The sequence below is a fragment of the Deltaproteobacteria bacterium genome (assembly GCA_020848905.1).
In the GTDB taxonomy this organism is placed as follows: Bacteria; Myxococcota_A; Polyangia.
Map to the genome: position 1 here is coordinate 22,736 of JADLHG010000032.1, position 16,278 is coordinate 39,013.

At 71.3% G+C, this 16,278-nt stretch carries 14 protein-coding genes; 5 read left to right on the forward strand and 9 right to left on the reverse strand.

What is annotated here, in order from left to right:
• Positions 1-6: 6 nt before the first annotated feature.
• Genes IT371_14460 through IT371_14475 form a run of 4 tightly spaced genes read right to left on the reverse strand, consistent with a single transcriptional unit; the run spans position 7 to position 3,581 of the window.
• Positions 7-936, reverse strand: a complete 930-nt coding sequence (locus IT371_14460; protein ID MCC6748857.1) for a hypothetical protein — start codon at positions 934-936, stop codon at positions 7-9.
• Entirely contained in the window at positions 936-1,850 is a 915-nt protein-coding gene (locus IT371_14465) for an alpha/beta hydrolase (GenBank protein ID MCC6748858.1), read from the reverse strand. Before IT371_14465 ends, IT371_14460 begins: the two co-directional genes overlap by 1 nt.
• A 53-nt stretch (positions 1,851-1,903) precedes the next feature.
• A complete protein-coding gene (locus IT371_14470; protein ID MCC6748859.1) occupies positions 1,904-2,785 on the reverse strand; it encodes a Dyp-type peroxidase in 882 nt (293 codons plus the stop codon).
• A 7-nt stretch (positions 2,786-2,792) separates the two neighbouring features.
• Entirely contained in the window at positions 2,793-3,581 is a 789-nt protein-coding gene (locus tag IT371_14475) for a hypothetical protein (GenBank protein ID MCC6748860.1), read from the reverse strand.
• A gap of 420 nt (positions 3,582-4,001) precedes the next feature.
• Between IT371_14475 and IT371_14480 the strand changes: the two genes are divergently transcribed.
• Positions 4,002-4,988 carry a methyltransferase gene (locus IT371_14480; GenBank protein MCC6748861.1) on the forward strand — a complete coding sequence of 329 codons (987 nt, stop codon included), beginning with the start codon at positions 4,002-4,004 and terminating at the stop codon, positions 4,986-4,988.
• Here the strand turns inward: IT371_14480 and IT371_14485 are convergent.
• A complete protein-coding gene (locus tag IT371_14485) occupies positions 4,985-6,688 on the reverse strand; it encodes an aldehyde dehydrogenase family protein (GenBank protein MCC6748862.1) in 1,704 nt (567 codons plus the stop codon). The two genes, IT371_14480 and IT371_14485, sit on opposite strands and share 4 nt — an antisense overlap.
• Positions 6,689-6,889: 201 nt before the next feature.
• Here IT371_14485 and IT371_14490 point away from each other — a divergent pair, with 201 nt between their 5' ends.
• Positions 6,890-7,843, forward strand: a complete 954-nt coding sequence (locus IT371_14490) for a hypothetical protein (GenBank protein ID MCC6748863.1) — start codon at positions 6,890-6,892, stop codon at positions 7,841-7,843.
• 8 nt (positions 7,844-7,851) lie between these two features.
• On the opposite strand, the gene IT371_14495 is transcribed toward IT371_14490, so the two are convergent.
• The gene (locus tag IT371_14495; protein ID MCC6748864.1) at positions 7,852-9,261 is read right to left on the reverse strand and encodes a hypothetical protein; all 1,410 of its coding nucleotides are present in this window, start codon (positions 9,259-9,261) and stop codon (positions 7,852-7,854) included.
• A 131-nt stretch (positions 9,262-9,392) separates the two neighbouring features.
• Here IT371_14495 and IT371_14500 point away from each other — a divergent pair, with 131 nt between their 5' ends.
• On the forward strand, positions 9,393-10,724 hold the full coding sequence (locus tag IT371_14500; protein MCC6748865.1) for a class I SAM-dependent rRNA methyltransferase: 1,332 nt from the start codon (positions 9,393-9,395) through the stop codon (positions 10,722-10,724).
• Here the strand turns inward: IT371_14500 and IT371_14505 are convergent.
• A complete protein-coding gene (locus IT371_14505; GenBank protein MCC6748866.1) occupies positions 10,717-11,772 on the reverse strand; it encodes a VWA domain-containing protein in 1,056 nt (351 codons plus the stop codon). The two genes, IT371_14500 and IT371_14505, sit on opposite strands and share 8 nt — an antisense overlap.
• A gap of 135 nt (positions 11,773-11,907) precedes the next feature.
• On the opposite strand from IT371_14505, the gene IT371_14510 reads away from it, so the two are divergent.
• Positions 11,908-12,651, forward strand: a complete 744-nt coding sequence (locus IT371_14510; GenBank protein ID MCC6748867.1) for an SDR family oxidoreductase — start codon at positions 11,908-11,910, stop codon at positions 12,649-12,651.
• The gene (locus IT371_14515; GenBank protein ID MCC6748868.1) at positions 12,651-14,156 is read left to right on the forward strand and encodes a cellulase family glycosylhydrolase; all 1,506 of its coding nucleotides are present in this window, start codon (positions 12,651-12,653) and stop codon (positions 14,154-14,156) included. The genes IT371_14510 and IT371_14515 overlap by 1 nt, the downstream gene beginning before the upstream one ends.
• A gap of 49 nt (positions 14,157-14,205) precedes the next feature.
• Here the strand turns inward: IT371_14515 and IT371_14520 are convergent, their stop codons facing one another.
• Both IT371_14520 and IT371_14525 read right to left on the reverse strand, forming a co-directional pair.
• Complete coding sequence (locus tag IT371_14520; GenBank protein MCC6748869.1) at positions 14,206-15,675, reverse strand: hypothetical protein; 1,470 nt, start codon at positions 15,673-15,675, stop codon at positions 14,206-14,208.
• Positions 15,662-16,222, reverse strand: a complete 561-nt coding sequence (locus IT371_14525; GenBank protein ID MCC6748870.1) for a DUF4149 domain-containing protein — start codon at positions 16,220-16,222, stop codon at positions 15,662-15,664. The genes IT371_14520 and IT371_14525 overlap by 14 nt, the downstream gene beginning before the upstream one ends.
• Positions 16,223-16,278: the final 56 nt, after the last annotated feature.

The following is a 16,278-nucleotide window of genomic DNA, read 5'->3' on the forward strand; positions in this document are numbered from 1 at the left end:
GGCGGGTCACTTCCCGAGATAATCGTCGACCGTCACCTCGGCCACGCGCGACGAGCTGGGGCCGCCCTCGAGCCGGAGCACGATGCGCCCCTGACCGCGCTTCAGCCGCGGCGTGCCGACATAGATGATCTTGGTCCAGGTGACCGACCGTCCCTCGCGGTCCGCCATGGGAGGCGTCTTCTTCGCCCGCCCAAAGCGCGCCTCGAAGGCGCCGACCGCGGGCAGCCTACCGCGGGCGAAGACCACGGTGACGCGCTGGGTACGCGCCCCGCCCTCGTGTCTCTGGTCGAGCAGGAGCACGGACGCGAAGGAGGGGGACCGTGGCGTGACCTCGGTGTAGCTGCCGTTCTTGCGGGGGGCGGTCCCGAAACGCGCGACGAGCAGCTGGAAGTCCTGGTTGCGCTCCATCTGCTCCAGCGTCTCCTCGACCCAGCGCAGCTCCTCGTCCTTCGCGGGCGCGACCTCCGCCGGCGCGTCCGCAGACCGCGCGGTGGAGAGCCGCCGCACGATGCCCTTGATCTTCTCCAGCTCGGCGAGCTCGAAGGAGGCGATCGCCCGGTGGGCCTTCAAGCCCGCGACGAATTCGATCGTGATGATCACCTTCGCACCGACGGTGCGCGTCCTGGCCCTCGGGGGGACGGTCTCGCTCACGCTGATGCAGCCCGGCGCGCTCTTGTGCTCCCCGATCGACTGCTGGACCTCTTTCACCCACGGGGGGAGCTGTCCGCGCACGCTCTGCTCGGGTCGCAGCACGAGCTCCGTGAGGTGATCGCACTTCGAGTCCTTCTCCGTGACCTTCACGACCCGCGCGATGGCCACGACCTGGGCCGACGCGAGAACTTCCTCGGCGGACCGGACCGCGATCTGCCGCGCGGACGCCGAGCTCCCGGCGCCGAGCGCGAGCAGCGAGAACAGCACGAGACGTCTCGGACGCATCAGTTCCCCGCCAGGAACGCGGCGGTCTTGCCGGCGATGAGCCGCGGGTCGTCGAGCCAGGGCAGGTGGCCCGCGCGCGGGATCAGCTCGAAGCTCGCGTGAGGCATGGCGGACACGACCTGGTGGGCGACCTCCGCGCCGCCGAAGCCGTCGTCGGCACCCCACAGGAAGTGGGTTGGCGCCGTGACCGCCCGAAGCACCGGCCGCGTGAGAGTCAAGGCCGGGTCAAAGCCAGAGGCGGAGAGCGCGTCGCCGATCATGGCCAGATCGTTCTTCAGGGTGTGGGTGTGTCGCTGAAGCTCGAGGTACCAGTCCGAGAACAGCCTGGGAATTCGACCGTCGTCGATGCTCGCGCCGTGGCCGATCTGCCGCATCACCTCGCGGGTTGCCCTCTCGGCCGGAGGCAGCCTGGGGACGAGCCACCGGACGAAGCGGAAGCGCGCCATGCGCATGAACGTCGGCGTCCTCATGCCCGGGGCCATGGCCGGGCAGGCCATCTGCACCATGCGACCGAACCGCTCCGGTCGGGCGGCGGCCGAGCGGAGAGCGAGAAATCCTCCGAAGGAAGAGGCCACCACGTGGACGCGATCGAGCCCCAGTCCGTCGAGGAGGTCCGGAACGAACCGATCGGCGACCTCCAGCACGTTGCCGCGTATCGCGTAGTCCTCACTGAGACCCGTCCCCGGCCGGTCGACCAGGATGCAGCGGTAGCCCCGGAAGTGTTCCAGCATCGGCGCCCAGGTCGTTCCGGCGTTCGGCGCTCCGTGCAGAAAGACCACCGGGTCCCCCGCGCCGACGAGCTGCACTCGTATCTGCGTGCCCGTGCAGGCCAGCCGGATGCGCTCCTCGCTCGGTGACAGGCCCACGGTCTGCCAAACCTTCCGCTCGGCCTCGCGGTACTTGGCTTCGTTCATGGATTCCCCTCGGTGAGGTCGTAGATTGTCCGCCGCAGCGACGGTGTCCGGGCTCAGAGCCCCACCGCGCGCAGGTCCAGCCGCTCCCCTCGGAGGGGCGGGCACCAGTAGTACCCGCCGGAGACGGGGCGCGTGAAGCGCATGAGCGCGTCGGGAATACCGTCGTCGAGACCGGCCATGCGACGCAGCACGCGCTCGAAGGGATCGAGGCTCGCGCCGAAGGCCACGAAGTAGAGCCCGTGTTCTAGTACATCCCCCCACGGCATCGAGCGCCGAAGCATGAAGGCCTCGGGGTCGTAGCTCTCCTGGGCCGCGCGCTTGACGTGCGCGCTCTCCGGGGCGTCGGCGAGCTCCTCGTTCGAGGTGCGCTCGCGGCCGATGACGCGGTCGCGCTCGGTCGGCGCCAGGCGCTCGAAGGCGTCCAGGTCGTGCACCCAGCGCTGCACGGCGACGAAGCTGCTGCCGTCGAGCTCCGCGCCGGCGTGGCGCAGGATCGCCACCTCCGCAGCGCGCTCGCCCTTCGGGTTCTCCGTGCCGTCTTCGTAGCCGCTGAGGTCGCGTCCCCCCGCGTAGACGAAGGAAGGAACGTCCTCGTCGCAGCGAAAGGCGCTGCCGAGGGCCTGGGTCAGGTGGCGCGCACGGTGCACGAGCTCCCCCTGGTCGTCGCCACCGAGCGATAGCCAGAGCGCGCCTTGCGTGGAGGGAAATGCACCGCCGGGGCCGGAGAGGGCCGGAAAGGGGCGCAGGCCGGGAACGGCGCACCCCGCGGCGCGAAGGAGCGGGTCGCCGACGCCAACGATGGTCACTTCCGTCACGGTCAACCGCGAGAGCTGCCGCAGGGCCTCGACCGCTTCTGCCCCGGGAGCCAGGCCGAGCGTCAGGAAGCGTCCAGCCTTGGGCACGGGAGCCAGGATCTCGGGCTGGGAGGTGTGCATGGGACGGTCACCTCGCCGCCGCGGGGCGCGCCTCGCCCTCGCGTCGGGGCTTCAGGATCAGGCCCTGACAGCCGTAGCGCGGCACGAGCACGATGCGGGCGTCGATCGGCTGCTCGCGCATGAGCTGCGCCGCGGCCGCCTCCCAGCGGGCGCGGGCCTGGGTCCACGACGGACGGCCGTCCACCGACGGATCCAGGTTGCCGTGCAGCATCGCCACCGCACCCGGACGATCGGAGCGCAGGGTCGCCGCCACACGCGTGAGGAAGCCGACCATCGAGGCCTGATCGTAGAGGATGCCGCCGCACGAGGCCGGCGTCTCGCGGGGCGCCCGTCCCCCTCGCGGCTCGAGCGTGCGGTGCTCGCACGGACAGAGGCCGCGCCGCATGAGCACCAGGTCGTAGCCGCGCTCGTCGAGCCCGACGAAGTCCTGGCGGTTGTCGAGCACGCCCTGGGTCAGGTTGGGCAGGATCAGCCGCGCATCGGGCGGCGGCTGCACGTCGAGGTCGGTGCGATGGATCTGTAGGTTCGGCAGGAGACGACCGACCTCGAAGGCCCGCCCGAGGTAGTCCGGGCCGTCGGCGAGCATCAGCACCCGCCCCTCTCCCGCGGGGAACCGCCGCTCGTGCGCAGCGCGTACCTCGGCCGCGCGGTCTCCATAGAGCCAGGCCATCATCTCCTGCGCGTCGGCCGCGTCGGCCGGGGCCAGGATCCCGGCGGCCCGCGCCGGAAGGGCCGCAAGGAGCAGCCAGGGGACGAGCAGGACGCTTCGAGGGGGCAACCGCAGGGATGGGCGCATGAGCTTCTCCGGGGCCCTGGTGAATTGCACCCCCCGTGCCGGGCGCAACGAACCGGGGCGCCTCGCCGGGTTCGGCGCGGCTTGCGGCAACTGCCCGTGAGTCCACGGTTCGACGGGCTCCTCATCGAACTCCGTGAGCCCCGGCGCGCCCGAAGCCGCAGGGCCGGCTCGCCGTTTTCGGTGCCGTCTCCGGCTATCGAAGGAGCTCGCGCGCGGTACGGTGCCCGCCCCCAGGCTTGATGTTAGCCAGGGCATGACGGTCAAATAATAACGGATATCAACTGCAATTCTCGATATTTATGCTCGCGCCCGCGCACGATTGGCGGCCCCAAAGCGCCGCACCACTGTTACCGTCCCGCCTCTCAACAACCCGCAACCAGGAGCGTGACGGTGAACGAGTCCCACGAGATCCCCGTGCCGATGCAGGTGCTGCAGATGGCCACGAGCAAGATGCTGTCGCAGCCGCTCTACGTGGCCGCCAAGCTCGGCATCGCCGACCTGCTGGTCGATGGCCCGCTCAGCGTCGAGTCTCTGGCCCAGAAGACGAAGACGCACGCCGATTCCCTCTATCGCGTGCTGCGCGCGCTCGCGAGCGTGGGCGTCTTCGAAGAGAACGAGGGGCGCACCTTCCGGCTCACGCCGAAGGCCGAGACGCTCTGCGACCGGCCGGGCTCCACGCGCGGCATGGTGCTCTGGTTCGGCGATCCCGCCCATCATCGCGCCTGGGAGAACCTGCTCTACAGCGTGTATACGGGCAAGCCGGGCTTCGACAAGGCGCACGGCAAGCCGGTCTTCCAGTACTTCATGGAGAACCGCGAGCTGTCGGAGATCTTCAACCAGGCCATGACGGGCAACGCGCGCAACATCCACGCCGCCGTGCTCGAGGCCTACGACTTCGCGCCGATCAAGGTGCTCTACGACATCGGCGGCGGGCACGGGCACCTGATGGCGCAGGTGCTGGCCAAGACCCCGGGCCTGAAGGGCGGCGTCTTCGATCTACCCCACGTCGTCGAGGGAGCCCGCAAGGACCTGGCGAGCGCTGGCCTCGACGCGCGCTGCGAGTGCTTCGGCGGCGACTTCTTCGCCGGCGTCCCGGGCGGCGCCGACGCGCACATCATGTCCTTCATCCTGCACGACTGGAGCGACGACGAGTGCGTGAAGCTCCTCGGCCACTGCGCCAAGGCGCTGCCGGTCGGGGGACGGTTGCTGGTGATGGAGAACGTGGTGGCGCCGGGCAACGCGCCCTCTTTCGGCAAGCTCATCGACCTGGAGATGCTGGTCATGACGACCGGCCGCGAGCGCTCTCAGGCCGAGTTCGCGCAGCTCTTCGCGCGGGCGGGCTTTGCGCTGGAGCGCGTGGTGCCGACCAAGTCGCCGGTCTCGCTCCTCGAAGCGCGGCGCGTCTAGTCGGGTCCGCCCCCTCCAGACAGCTCGCCGGCCGTGCGGGCCGACTTCACCACCGGCCGCGAGAAGGAGACGAGCGCGTCCCGCAGGGAGAGCGTCCCGAGCCCCGAGAAGCGCGTGCCCGTGAAGGGGAAGGAGTCCGGGCTGCGCTGGCTCGTGTGATTCTGGTTCACGCGGGCCACGCTCACCTCGAGCCGCTCGGCGACGCGCGCCACGTCCTTCTCCGGCCCGAAGACGCTGACCTGCTGCCCAAAGGGCGTGTTGCGGTGCCAGCGGTAGACCTCCCTGAGGTCGTCGTAGATCACGACCGGCACCACCGGACCGAACTGCTCCTCCTTGGCGATCGTCATCTGGTCCGTGACGCCCCAGAGGAGCGCGGGACGCATGACCGACTGGTACGAGCTCCCGCCGGAGAGGAGCTCCGCCCCCTTGCCGAGCGCGTCGTCCACGTAGGCCTGCATCGCGCCCGCCTTCCCGGGCTCGACGAGCGGCGTGATCTTGGCGCCCTTCCGCCAGGGCATCGCCGGTTCGTAGGCGGCCATGCGCTCCTTGAGCAGCGGCTTGAGCTCGGCCGCGAGAGACCGCGGCACGAAGAGGATCTTCTCCGCGGTGCAGCGCTGCCCGTTGAAACCGAGCGCGCCCTCGAGGAGCTGGTCGACGATGGCCGCGGGCTTGGCCCCGCGCAGCACCACCCCGGCGTTCTTCGCCCCGAGGCCCAGGATCTTCTGGAGCCAGAGCTCCGGCTCGGGGTGCGACTTGACCACCGCGCGAGCGCCCCTCTCTCCGCCGATGAACGAGAGCACGTCGATCGCCGGTCGGCCCTGCCGCGTCTTGGCTTTCATGATCTCGGGCAGCAGCACACGCCCGTCACCCGGAAGCACGCTCACCACGCCCTTCGGGAAGGCCGCCGCAAAGCCCTCCAGGAGCGCCTGGTTGGCGAGGACGCCGAAGCGCGGCGTCTTGGCGATCACCACGTTCCCCATGAGCAGGGCCGGGATGATCGCCGTGAGGCCCTCGTTGATCGGGTAGTTGAAGGGCGCGACGGCGAGCACCGTACCCACCGGCTTCAGGGCCGTGCGCCCGAAGCGCTGCCCCCCGCCCTGCCCGTCCGAGTAGACCCGCCGGCCCTCCTCCTCCAGCGCGCGGGCCTCCACCAGCGTGCGCCGGACGTACTCGACGGTGCGCTTCACCTCCGTTCGCGCGGCTTCATACGGCTTGCCGATCTCGAGCATCAGCAGAGTGGCGATGCGGTCCGTGTTCACCTCGAGGTAGGTCGCAAACCTCTCCACCGCGGTGATGCGCTCCTCCATGCTGGCCCGCGGCCAGGCGCCCCGGCCACCCCGCCAGGCCTGCTGGGCCGCGCGAACCGCCGCCTTGGCGTCCTTCGGCCCGAGCGTCGGCTCGTAGCCGAGGAGCAGGGGCTCGAACTTCCCGCCGGCCTTGCGGACGCCGATGGGCGAGAAGACCGGGCGCTGCTTCTCCGGCGAGACCGTCAGAACCTGGCCGCCGATCAGATAGCGGGCGGCGTTGTCCTCCGGCCGCACGCGATACGCCTTCGGGAGACTCCGCGACGTCGGGAAGAGCTTCCGCAAGGCGGGGTCTTCCCACTTCGACGGACCCCGCTCGGGGGCCTTCGCCCGGAGGGCGGGCGCAAAGAGGGCGACCAGCACGAGGACGGTGAACCGCACGAGATGAACGCGCATCACTTTCTCCTAGCCCAACGGCAGCGCAGAGGACGACGGTCAAGTTGCAAGGCCCGGGCCATGGCACGCGTCCCCGCGCGGCAAGAAACCCCTGCGATCACGCGCCGTGCCGCTAGCACCGGCCCCCACGCGGGCAGCTAGCCGTGCAGCCGGATGACCAGACCGCTAGCCCCGCGCCCCCCGCTCGAGGAAGATGGAGCCGTGCGGCACCGACGAGCACAGCCACCGAGGCCCGAGCCCTCCGCGCGCGGGCGCGTCCTCTGGGCGGTCGTGCTGCTCCTGGGAGCTCCCCTTGGCGGGGGGTGCGACCGGATCCTGGGCTACCGGGCCGGGGCCGCGACCCGCGACGCAGCGGGGACCGGCGACGCCCATGCGGACAGCGCGGCCTTCGAGACCGGTCCTCGGGATGCGGTCTGGACCGGGCCCGATCAGGGAGATCAGCGTCCGCCGTCGGACGGCCTCGGACTCTCCGACGCCCCTAAGCCGACGGACGGGCTCGACCGGCGCGACGGGGTCCGCCCGCGCGATGGCGCCCATCCGCGCGACGCGACCATCGCCCGCGATACCGCCGCGCGGCGAGACGGCGCCTTCGTGACTCTCGACGGCATTACCGCCCTCGACAATGGAACGGCATGCACCGCGGGCCCCTGCACCTTCGACACCGCCTGCGCCTCGATCATTTCTCCCGCCCTCACCGCGAACTGGGCCCTGCAGGCCGGAACCTGGTCCCAGCAGAAGACGCCCGGCGCGTTCGTCATCCGGCTGCCCTGCGCCAGCGGCGCCTACACGGCGAAGCTGTCGGTGCGCGTCTCGGGGTCGAACTGCATCTTCTCGCTCTATCCGCGGAGCGCGGCGGGCACCCGCCTGTCCGAAGGGGTCCAGCTCATCGCGAGCGCGAACGGGGCGCTGGACCTCTATGTCTTCACCACCGTCGACGCCAACACCTTGCCCCGCATGATGGTAGGTCCCACGCCGCTCGCCCTGACGATTCGCCGCCAGCTCGCCGGGATCACCGTGACGCTCGACAGCGCGCTGCTCGGACCGGTGAGGCTCCCGGCCGGACCCATCTCCACGGTCCGGGAGCTCGAGGTCACGACGGAGAACTCCGCGAGCTGTTCGGCGGTGGTGATCGACGACCTGTCCGTCGGGCCCTGACCCGAGAGCTACTTGCCGTAGGTGCAGCCGCGCAGGGGATCGATCTTGCAGGTCGCGCAGCTCACGAAGTTGTTCGTGGCCCACTTGAACCCCGTGAGCGCGGTCGCGTCCTTGCGGCAGATCTGGTCGGCCTCGCGGGCGTTCGGACCAAAGGGGCCGCAGCGCCAGGTCCCCCACTCCTCGAGCCGACAGAAGGGGGTCATGTCCGTCCCCGCCGGGACGGGGTAGCGGTCGCAGACCTGCGAGCTCGGCTTGTCGTTCACCTCGGAGTAGCGGATGAGCACCGCCACCATGCCCGTGCGATAGGTGCTCTTCACCGCGGCGTCCCCGCTCTGGATCACGTTATAGAGCGGATCCGCTATTTCCCCGCGGTAGCGCAGCCGCACCTGGTCCTGCGGCGCGACGAAGAAGGTGCGGGCCAGGGTCGTGATGTGCGTGTAGAGCGAGCCCGAGGAGTCGATGGCCGCCAGCACCTTGAAGGGCTTGCTCACGAAGAGGCGCCCGTCGCCGTGCTTCTGCCGGTCCGCCGGAGTGGCGGCGTAGACCGCGCGGTCGGTCACGAAGCGCACCTCCATCACGCGGAAGAAGTCGTGCTGCTTCTGCACCTGCTCGGCGGGCACGCCGGAGAGGGTCACGATGCCGTCGGCGCAGTCGGGGCAGCGTGCGAGGGCGAGCTTGGTCCAGTCGTTGCTCGACCAGTTCACGAAGCGGTTGGCGAAGCCATCGTAGCCGTAGCGCGTGAGGGATCCCGGGATGAAATCACGCGAGTTGAACTTCGCCCAGGCGTCGGACGAATCGGTGAGCCCGAGGGTCTTGAAGAGGTCGTAGTTGGTCTGGCTCGTCTGGTTGTGGTGCTCGGGGACGAAATCGCACGCGGTGCGGAGCTTCTCGATGTCGCCCGTCACCGAGGCCGGCGGATTGCCGAAGCGCACCGTATTGATGAGGTCCAGCATCTTCGGGTCGTGGGTCCAGCCCATGTCCTGGTCGGTCTTGGGACGACCGTGCGCCGTGAAGTAGTTGTCGTACTTCTGCCGCTCGGTGCTGCCGGTGAGGACCACGTCCTTGCACTTCACGTAGCTCGCGCCGAAGTCGCGGCGTCCGCTCGTCGAATCGGCCCGCGGCAGGCTGCTGTCGGCCGCCGGCTTGCCGCCATCGGTAGCGGGCTTGACCCCGCTGTCCCGCCGTGGCGGTGGGGGCGTGCCGTCCCCGGCCCAGGCGTCGGCGCTCGGCGGTCCGCCATCCCCGACGGGCGTCGCATCCCCAGTGCGTCCGTCGGTCGCCGGGGCGCCGTCGAGAGCTCCCGTGCCTGGCCCCTGGTCCTCTCCCGAGGCGAGCTTGGCCGCGCAACCGGCCTGAAGGGCGCCGAGGGCCACGACGGCCGCACCGATGAAGAGACGAGGGCGGACGAATGACGGCACGGCGAGCTCCTTGGATTGCGGCTGTGGGGCCCATCTAAGCAAGCGGGCGGGAGGAATACAACGGAAGACGCGCACCGCGGCGTGCAAGGCGGGGGCCCAGTCTCCACGCATGGTGTACGCTCCCCGCCGCGATGAGCCAGCCGCCCCGCAACGTGAAGCTGGTCCTGGGGTCTCGCGCCGCCCGCGCGGTGCGCGCCGGGCACCCGTGGGTCTGGAAAGACGGCCTCGACCGGCCGCCCGCGGAGCTCTCCCCCGCGGGAACGGTGGTCGAGCTCGTGGATCGGCACGGTGCCTTCGTCGCCCGCGGGCTCTACGACCCGGGCTCGCCCATCGCGGTGCGCGTCTACAGCCGGACCGCGGCCGAGGCGCTCGACGAGGCGTGGATCGCGGCGCGGGTCGTGGACGCCGCGAGGCGCCGCGAGACGATGTTCGACGCCGCTGCCACCGAGGCCTATCGCCTGGTGCACGGCGAGGCCGACGGCCTTCCGGGGGTAGTCTGCGACCGCTACGGCGCGGTGGTGGTAGTGCGGTTCGACGGGGCAGCTGCCGCCACGCTGGCCGCACCGGTCGAGCGGGCCCTCCTCGGCCTCCCCGGGATCCAGCGCGTCTTCGAGCGACGTGATCGCCGCGGGGAACGCGAGGAGCCGGGGCCCCGCGACGCGACGACGGCGGGCGAGCCCGAGGCCACGCGGGTGCGCGTTTCCGAGCAAGGCCTCTATTACGAGGCCGACCTCGAGCGGGGGCACAAGACCGGCCTCTACCTGGACCAGCGGGAGAACCGCGCGCGCGTGCGCGAGCTCGCCCGGGGCAAGCGGGTGCTCAACCTCTACGCCTACACGGGCGGCTTCTCCGTCGCCGCGGCCGCCGGAGGGGCGCGGGCCACGCTCTCGGTGGACCTCTCGACGCCGGCCATCGCCGCGGCCGAACGCAACCTGGCACTGAACGGCTTCGGGCCTCCCGCGCACCGCGTGCTCGTCGCGGACGTGCGCAAGCTCCTGCGCGCCGGGCTCCCCGAGGGGGGAGCGTGGGACCTCGTGGTGCTCGACCCGCCGAGCTTCGCCCCGAGGCAGGCGCTCGTGCCGCGGGCCCTCGAGGCCTACCGCATGCTCAACCGCGCGGTGCTCGCCCGACTCGAGCCGGGGGCACTGCTCCTGACCTGCTCGTGCTCGAGCCACGTGAACCGCGCCACCTTCGTCACGACGGTCGGCGAGGCCGCACGCGCCGCGGGAGTGGCCGTGCGCCGGCTCTGGGTCCACGGAGCGGGGGCCGACCACCCGGTCCTCCCCGCGTTTCCCGAGGGGGACTACCTGAAGGCCGTGCTGCTCGAGGTCGCGGGGCCCCGCGCGTCGGCTTCTCGCCCGCGTGCCCGAGGGCGATCCGGGGCTCGCGGCGCGCCGCACGACGGTAGCCGCGCACCGCCACGGGGGCGAAGGTCCTCCGCCGCCAAGTCGCGCTCTACTTGATGACCGCGCCGCACGGGAAGGTGCCGCGGACCTCGTGCCCCACGCCGGCCTTCACCTTGTCGCACGCGTCGCCGAGCAGCTCGAGCGTGGTCGAGTCAACGAGCTTCCATTGCGTCTCGAAGGCGATGGGCTGGTTGTCGAGCCAGACCTTGCCCTTCGAGGCGAAGGCGGGGTGCACGCCCTTCCCCTCGAGCTTGAAGCTGCAACCGACGACGCCCCCCACGATGGTATCGAACGCGCGAACCAGGCTGTCCGGCACGAGGGCCTGATAGTAGGTCGCCTTCTGCGGGCTCGTCGGCGCGAGTCCGATGCCGGCGTTGGCCACTTCCTGCAGATGCGAGGCGCCGACCTGATCTCCGACGCTGATCACGAAGACGCGAATGCCCGCCGCGAACGAGGCCTGCGCCGCCGTCACCACGCGCTGTCGCCCCGCCGGGTTGATGCCGCTCCCGCCGAAACCGCCGCTGCAGCCGTTCGGCTCCCCATCGGTGGCGAGGATGATGATCTTCGGCCCCTGCGCCGCGAGGCCTTGAACCCTCTTCTGCACGGCGTCCAGCGCCTCGCCGGTGGGCGTGCTGCTCCCGGGGGTTTCCTTGCCGTAGACGGCGTCGATCGCGCCGAAGTTGTTGAGCGCCGCCGGGACGTCGACCAGCCTGGGACAGGTGCCGCCGCTTCCACCCGGCGTGGTGTAGAGGGTCAGGCCGAACACCACGCGCCCCTCGAGGCGCTTGACGACCCCGGTCGTGGGATTCATCAGCGTGTTGTAGAGCGCGGTCCACCGGGACGTGGTGCCGAAGGGGTCGTTCATGCTCTTCGACTGGTCGACCAGGAGCTGAACGGTCGGGACCGCCCCAGTGGTCTTCACGTTGGTCTCGGCGCAGATCGCGGTTTCACCGCTGAAGCCGTCGAAGAGCGGGACGCCGCTCTCGCTGAACGAACCGCCGTCGCTGCCGCTCACTCCGACGCTCCCGCCGTTGCAGGCGCACAGCGCGAGCATCGAACAGGCGCAGCCCCAGAACCCCATGGATCGCCCTGGTGAGTATTGCATCCAAATATCGTAACACAGGAAACTATTAATTCATGCAGAGATATCAGGCCGCCCCGGTTACCGCTCCCCTTCCAGGCCCGCCGGAGCTAGCGTGCCCAGGACACCTTGGAGGACCCGATCGGAGGAGGGGTAGACATGCCCACACAGCAGACGGTTCTTCTCGTTGGCGGCACCGGACGCACAGGCCGGCGCGCGTTGCAGCAGTTCCTGGACCGTGGCGTCAGCGTTCGCGCCATCGTCCGATCGCGGGAAAAGCTCCCACCCGGCGCCGCGGATAACCCCAACCTGACGGTGATCGAGGCCAGCCTGCTCTCGCTCGCCGACGACGAGCTGCGACATCACCTCCGCGGCTGCGCTGCCGTCGTCTCGTGCCTCGGCCACCTGATCAACTTCAAGGGCATCTTCGGCCCACCGCGCGACCTCGTGACCCGAGCCACGACGCGGCTCTGCCGCGGGATCGAAGCGCTCGCGCCCACGTCGCCGGTCAAGTTCGTCCTCATGAGCAGCGTCTCCGTCCACCGCCCGAGGAGCCTCGACCCGCGCCGGGGCTCTTTCGAGAGGGCGTTTCTCTGGCTGCTCCGCGGCGCGCTTCCTCCGGCCAGGGACAACCAGCGAGCCGCAAACTTCCTTCTCGGGACGATCGGGACGCACAACGCTCACCTGGAGTGGGCCGTCGTCCGACCGGACTCGCTCCTCGAGGGCGAGGTCTCGGAGTACGCGGTGCACGAGGGCCTCGTGAACACCATCTTCGCGCCGGGAAGCACGAACATGGCCAACGTCGCGCACTTCATGTGCGAGCTGGTGACCGACCCGAAGACCTGGGCCGACTGGAGGTTCAAGCTGCCTGTGATCGTGAACGCGGCGTCGAAGCCCGCCTGATGCGCCACGAAAGACACCCGAGGGGCGGCGGATTCACCCGCGGGCTTGCCTTCAGCCTGGCGGCCTCGGTGCTGAGCGGCGGCTGCCGCGCGGGCGAGCCGAGCTTTCCGCTCTCCGCCGAGGAGCTCGCGCTGTCGAGCCTCAAGCTCACCGTCTCGGGGGAGAAGCTTCTCGACGCGCGTGGGCGCGAGGTGCTCCTGCGCGGGGTGAACGCCGGCGGACGCTCGAAGCTCGCCCCCTTCTTCCCCTTCGCCTTCCGCGAGTCGGGGCTCGCCTCGCAGGCCAAGGCGCCCCCCTTCGACGAGGCCGCGCGGGCCTATCTCGACCGCGTCAAGGCCTGGGGCGTGAACGTCCTGCGCGTGCCCTTCTCCTGGGAGGCGGTGGAGCCCGAGCGGGGGCGGTACGACGAGCTCTTCCTCGCGCGCTTCCGCCGGCTCTGCGAGCTCTGCGGCGAGCGCGGGCTGCGCGTGATCGTGGACTTCCATCAGGACGCCTTCGCGCGCCCCTACTGCGGGGACGGTTTTCCGCTGTGGGCCTGCACGCAGCCGGTGCCCGAGACCCCCGCCGACTGCAGCGAATGGTTTTCCGCCTATCTCGATCAGAGCTCCCCGGCCAGCCGAGCCTTCGACCGCTTCTGGGCCGACGAAGACGGGCTGCACGAAGCCTTCCGCCAGATGTGGCGGCGCGTGGCGCGGGCGCTCTGGCCGGTCGCCTCGGTCGTGGGCTTCGAGGTGATGAACGAGCCGCACGCGGGCTCGGCCACGCGCCCCGGCTGGGACGAGCAGGTCCTGCGCCCCTTCTACGAGGCCACGGCCCGTGCGATCCGCGAGGAGGCGCCCGGGGCCCCCGTCTTCTTCGACCCACCGGGGCTCGACGGCGCGACGGTGAGCACCCAGCTTCGTCCCCCCGCCGGGGCGGGCTTCGTCTTCGCGCCGCACTATTACTCGGTAGGCGCCTTCATCCCCGGCCTCACCACGAGCCCGGCCAAGATCCTCGCCGACCTCGGACGCTGGGCGGCCCAGGGAGCGACCTGGAAGCTACCGGTCTTCGTCGGCGAGTTCGGGATCGCGCCGACGGCGGACAAGGCCGCGAGCTACATGCGCGCGCACTACGACGCCTTCGACGCGCACGCGCTGCACGGAGCGCAGTGGGAGTACTCGACGACCGAGGACCGTTGGAACGCCGAGGCGATGAGCGTGACCGGTCCGGGTGGCGTGGAGACCGCCCTCGTGGCCGAGCTGGCCCGTCCCTTTCCGCGCGCCGTAGCCGGAACGCTCGTGCGCTTCACCTACGACGCGACCGCACGTCGCGCGGAGCTCGTCTACGACGCCCGTGCGGAGGGGATCACCGAGCTCGCCCTGCCCGCGCGAACCTACCCGACGGGGGCCGACCTCACCCTGAGCGGCGTGGACGGCGCGGCCTTCCGGATCGACGGTGGGGCCGTATTCGTCTACGCCCCGACGGCGGGGCGGCTGACCGTGAGCCTGCGTCCCGCGGCACGCTGACCGGCGAGCGACGCGCGCCCGACGCAGCCACGCTCCCACGCCACCTTCGTCAGGAGGATTGGCGAGGCGGCCCGCGCCGCCGGGGTGGCCGTGCGCCGGCTCGGGGTCCACGGGACGGAGGCCGACCACCCGCTCCTTCCCGCGTCTCCCGAGGGGGACCATCCGAAGGCCGGGATTGTCGGGGTTGCAGGCCCGTGCGCGCGAGCTTCTCATCCGCGTGCCCGAGGAGCATCAGGTGCTCGCGCCGCGACGCCCCACGGTACGCGCGCTCCGTCTCGGGATCGAAGGTCGTTCGCCGCTGCGACGCGGTGGCCCGAAGCGTGAGGCCCGCCGGCTCCGCCCAGCTCGCGAGCGAGCGGTCGAAAGGAATCGGCCCCTGAGAGGACGCGCCGTCCCCGCCGAGGACCACCACGCGGCCGCCGGGTTTGAGCACCCGCGCCACGGCCTTGAGCCACGCCCGCCCGTCGGTGTGCCAGCGCGCGAGGCCCGCGTCGGGGTCGGTGAACGAGCGCCGGGAGCCCACCTCTCCGCGCCGGAACGCGCCGTCGTCGAGCCCGAGCCAGTCGGTGCGCAGCTCGTGGTGCTCGACGTAGTCGTAGACGCTCGCGTAGGGGGGCGAGGTGATGACCACGTCCACGCTCGCGTCGCCGACGGTGCGAAGCTGCCGCGCGTCGTCCACCGCCAGGTCGAGCGCTCGGGCCGTCTCCGGCTCGCGCGGAAGGTCTGCCGCGAGCGCCTTCAAGAGGCGCCCGAGCTCCTCGGCGCGCTCGGTGAAGGCCGGCCCCACGGGGAAGGGGGCACGCACCTGCCGCGCGACCCGCGGGTCCGTGTCGCTCGTGCGCCGCGAGGCCTTCACGAGCAGCGAGGAGAGGACGAGTCCCAGCGCCTCGCGCGCGAAGGGGTCCTCGAGGGAGCTCACCTCGAAGGCGAGCCACGCGAGCTCGCGCAGGGTGGCCGGGTCGTAGAGCCGCGCCGTCGGGCCCTCCCACGGGGAGCGCACCCGAGCGTCCGCAGAAGCACTCCCCTCCGGGGCGAGCACCGGGCGCGCCAGAGGCGGTGGGGCATGGCCGTCGCGCGCCCGCTTCGAGGCCACGCCGCCGATGCGGTGCCCGAGCTCGCGCAGCGCGCGTCTCTCGGTCTGCGACGTACGGCGACAGCGCAGGCGGGCCAGGCGCACCGCGAGCGGGCTCAGGTCGCGCCCGATGGCGCGCCGCTCGGCGAGCAGCGCCTCGAGCAAGACGGTCCCCGAGCCGCAGAAGGGGTCCAGGATGAGCTCGCCGGGCGCCGCCACGAGGCGTACGAGCCGCCCCGCCGTGTGCGGGTGCATGCGCGCCGGGTAGGTGTGAAAGCCGTGCGTGTAGCGATCGAGCCCCGTGCCGGGTCGCACCTTCAGGCAGTGCGCGATCGCCTCGGCCAGCTCGCGGTCCCCCTCGAGCCGTACCGCCCCACCCACCTGCGAGAGGGCGCGTTTCTGCCTCGGCCCCTCGCGGGGGCCCTTTCTCGGCCTACGCGGCGGCATTCGGGGTCCTCTTCGGCCGCACCTTGCGGGGGCGTCGCCAGGTGAGCGCGGACCAGGCCAGCCCGCCGCCGAAGCCGACTCCCGCCAGGCTCTCGGCCATGCGGTGCGCCTGATCGAGACGCGCCCCGTCCGCGCCCACTCCGCGCCGCGCCCCGGCCCGGTGCAGGCTCGCGATGGTGGGGGTGACGGTGAGCGCGAGCGTCAGGGCCGAGCCGAGGACCGCCGCCGCCGCCGCACCGCGCAGCCAGCCAAAGAGGCCGCGTGGCCGCGCCGCGAGCCAGATCACCACCTCGCAGAGCACGAAGACGATCACCAGCCCGAGACCGATGGCGTGGAAGCGCTCGAAGATGCGCGTCATGAGCGGCGCGGCGGTCTCCCGGGGCAGCTCGCGAAAGAGCAGCGGCGCGACAACCGCCCCCGCCACGAGCAGGCCCCCGAGCCAGAGGTGCAGCGCGAGCGCACCCGCGCCTTCCACCAGCCGCACGAAGCGAGGCGGAGCGGGGGGCGTCGCCTCGCTCGAAGGGGAAGAATCGGCAGCCGCTGACATGGCGGAAGCATGCAGGCTCGCGACGCGCGGCGCAATGGACTTCCGTCGAGGAAGTC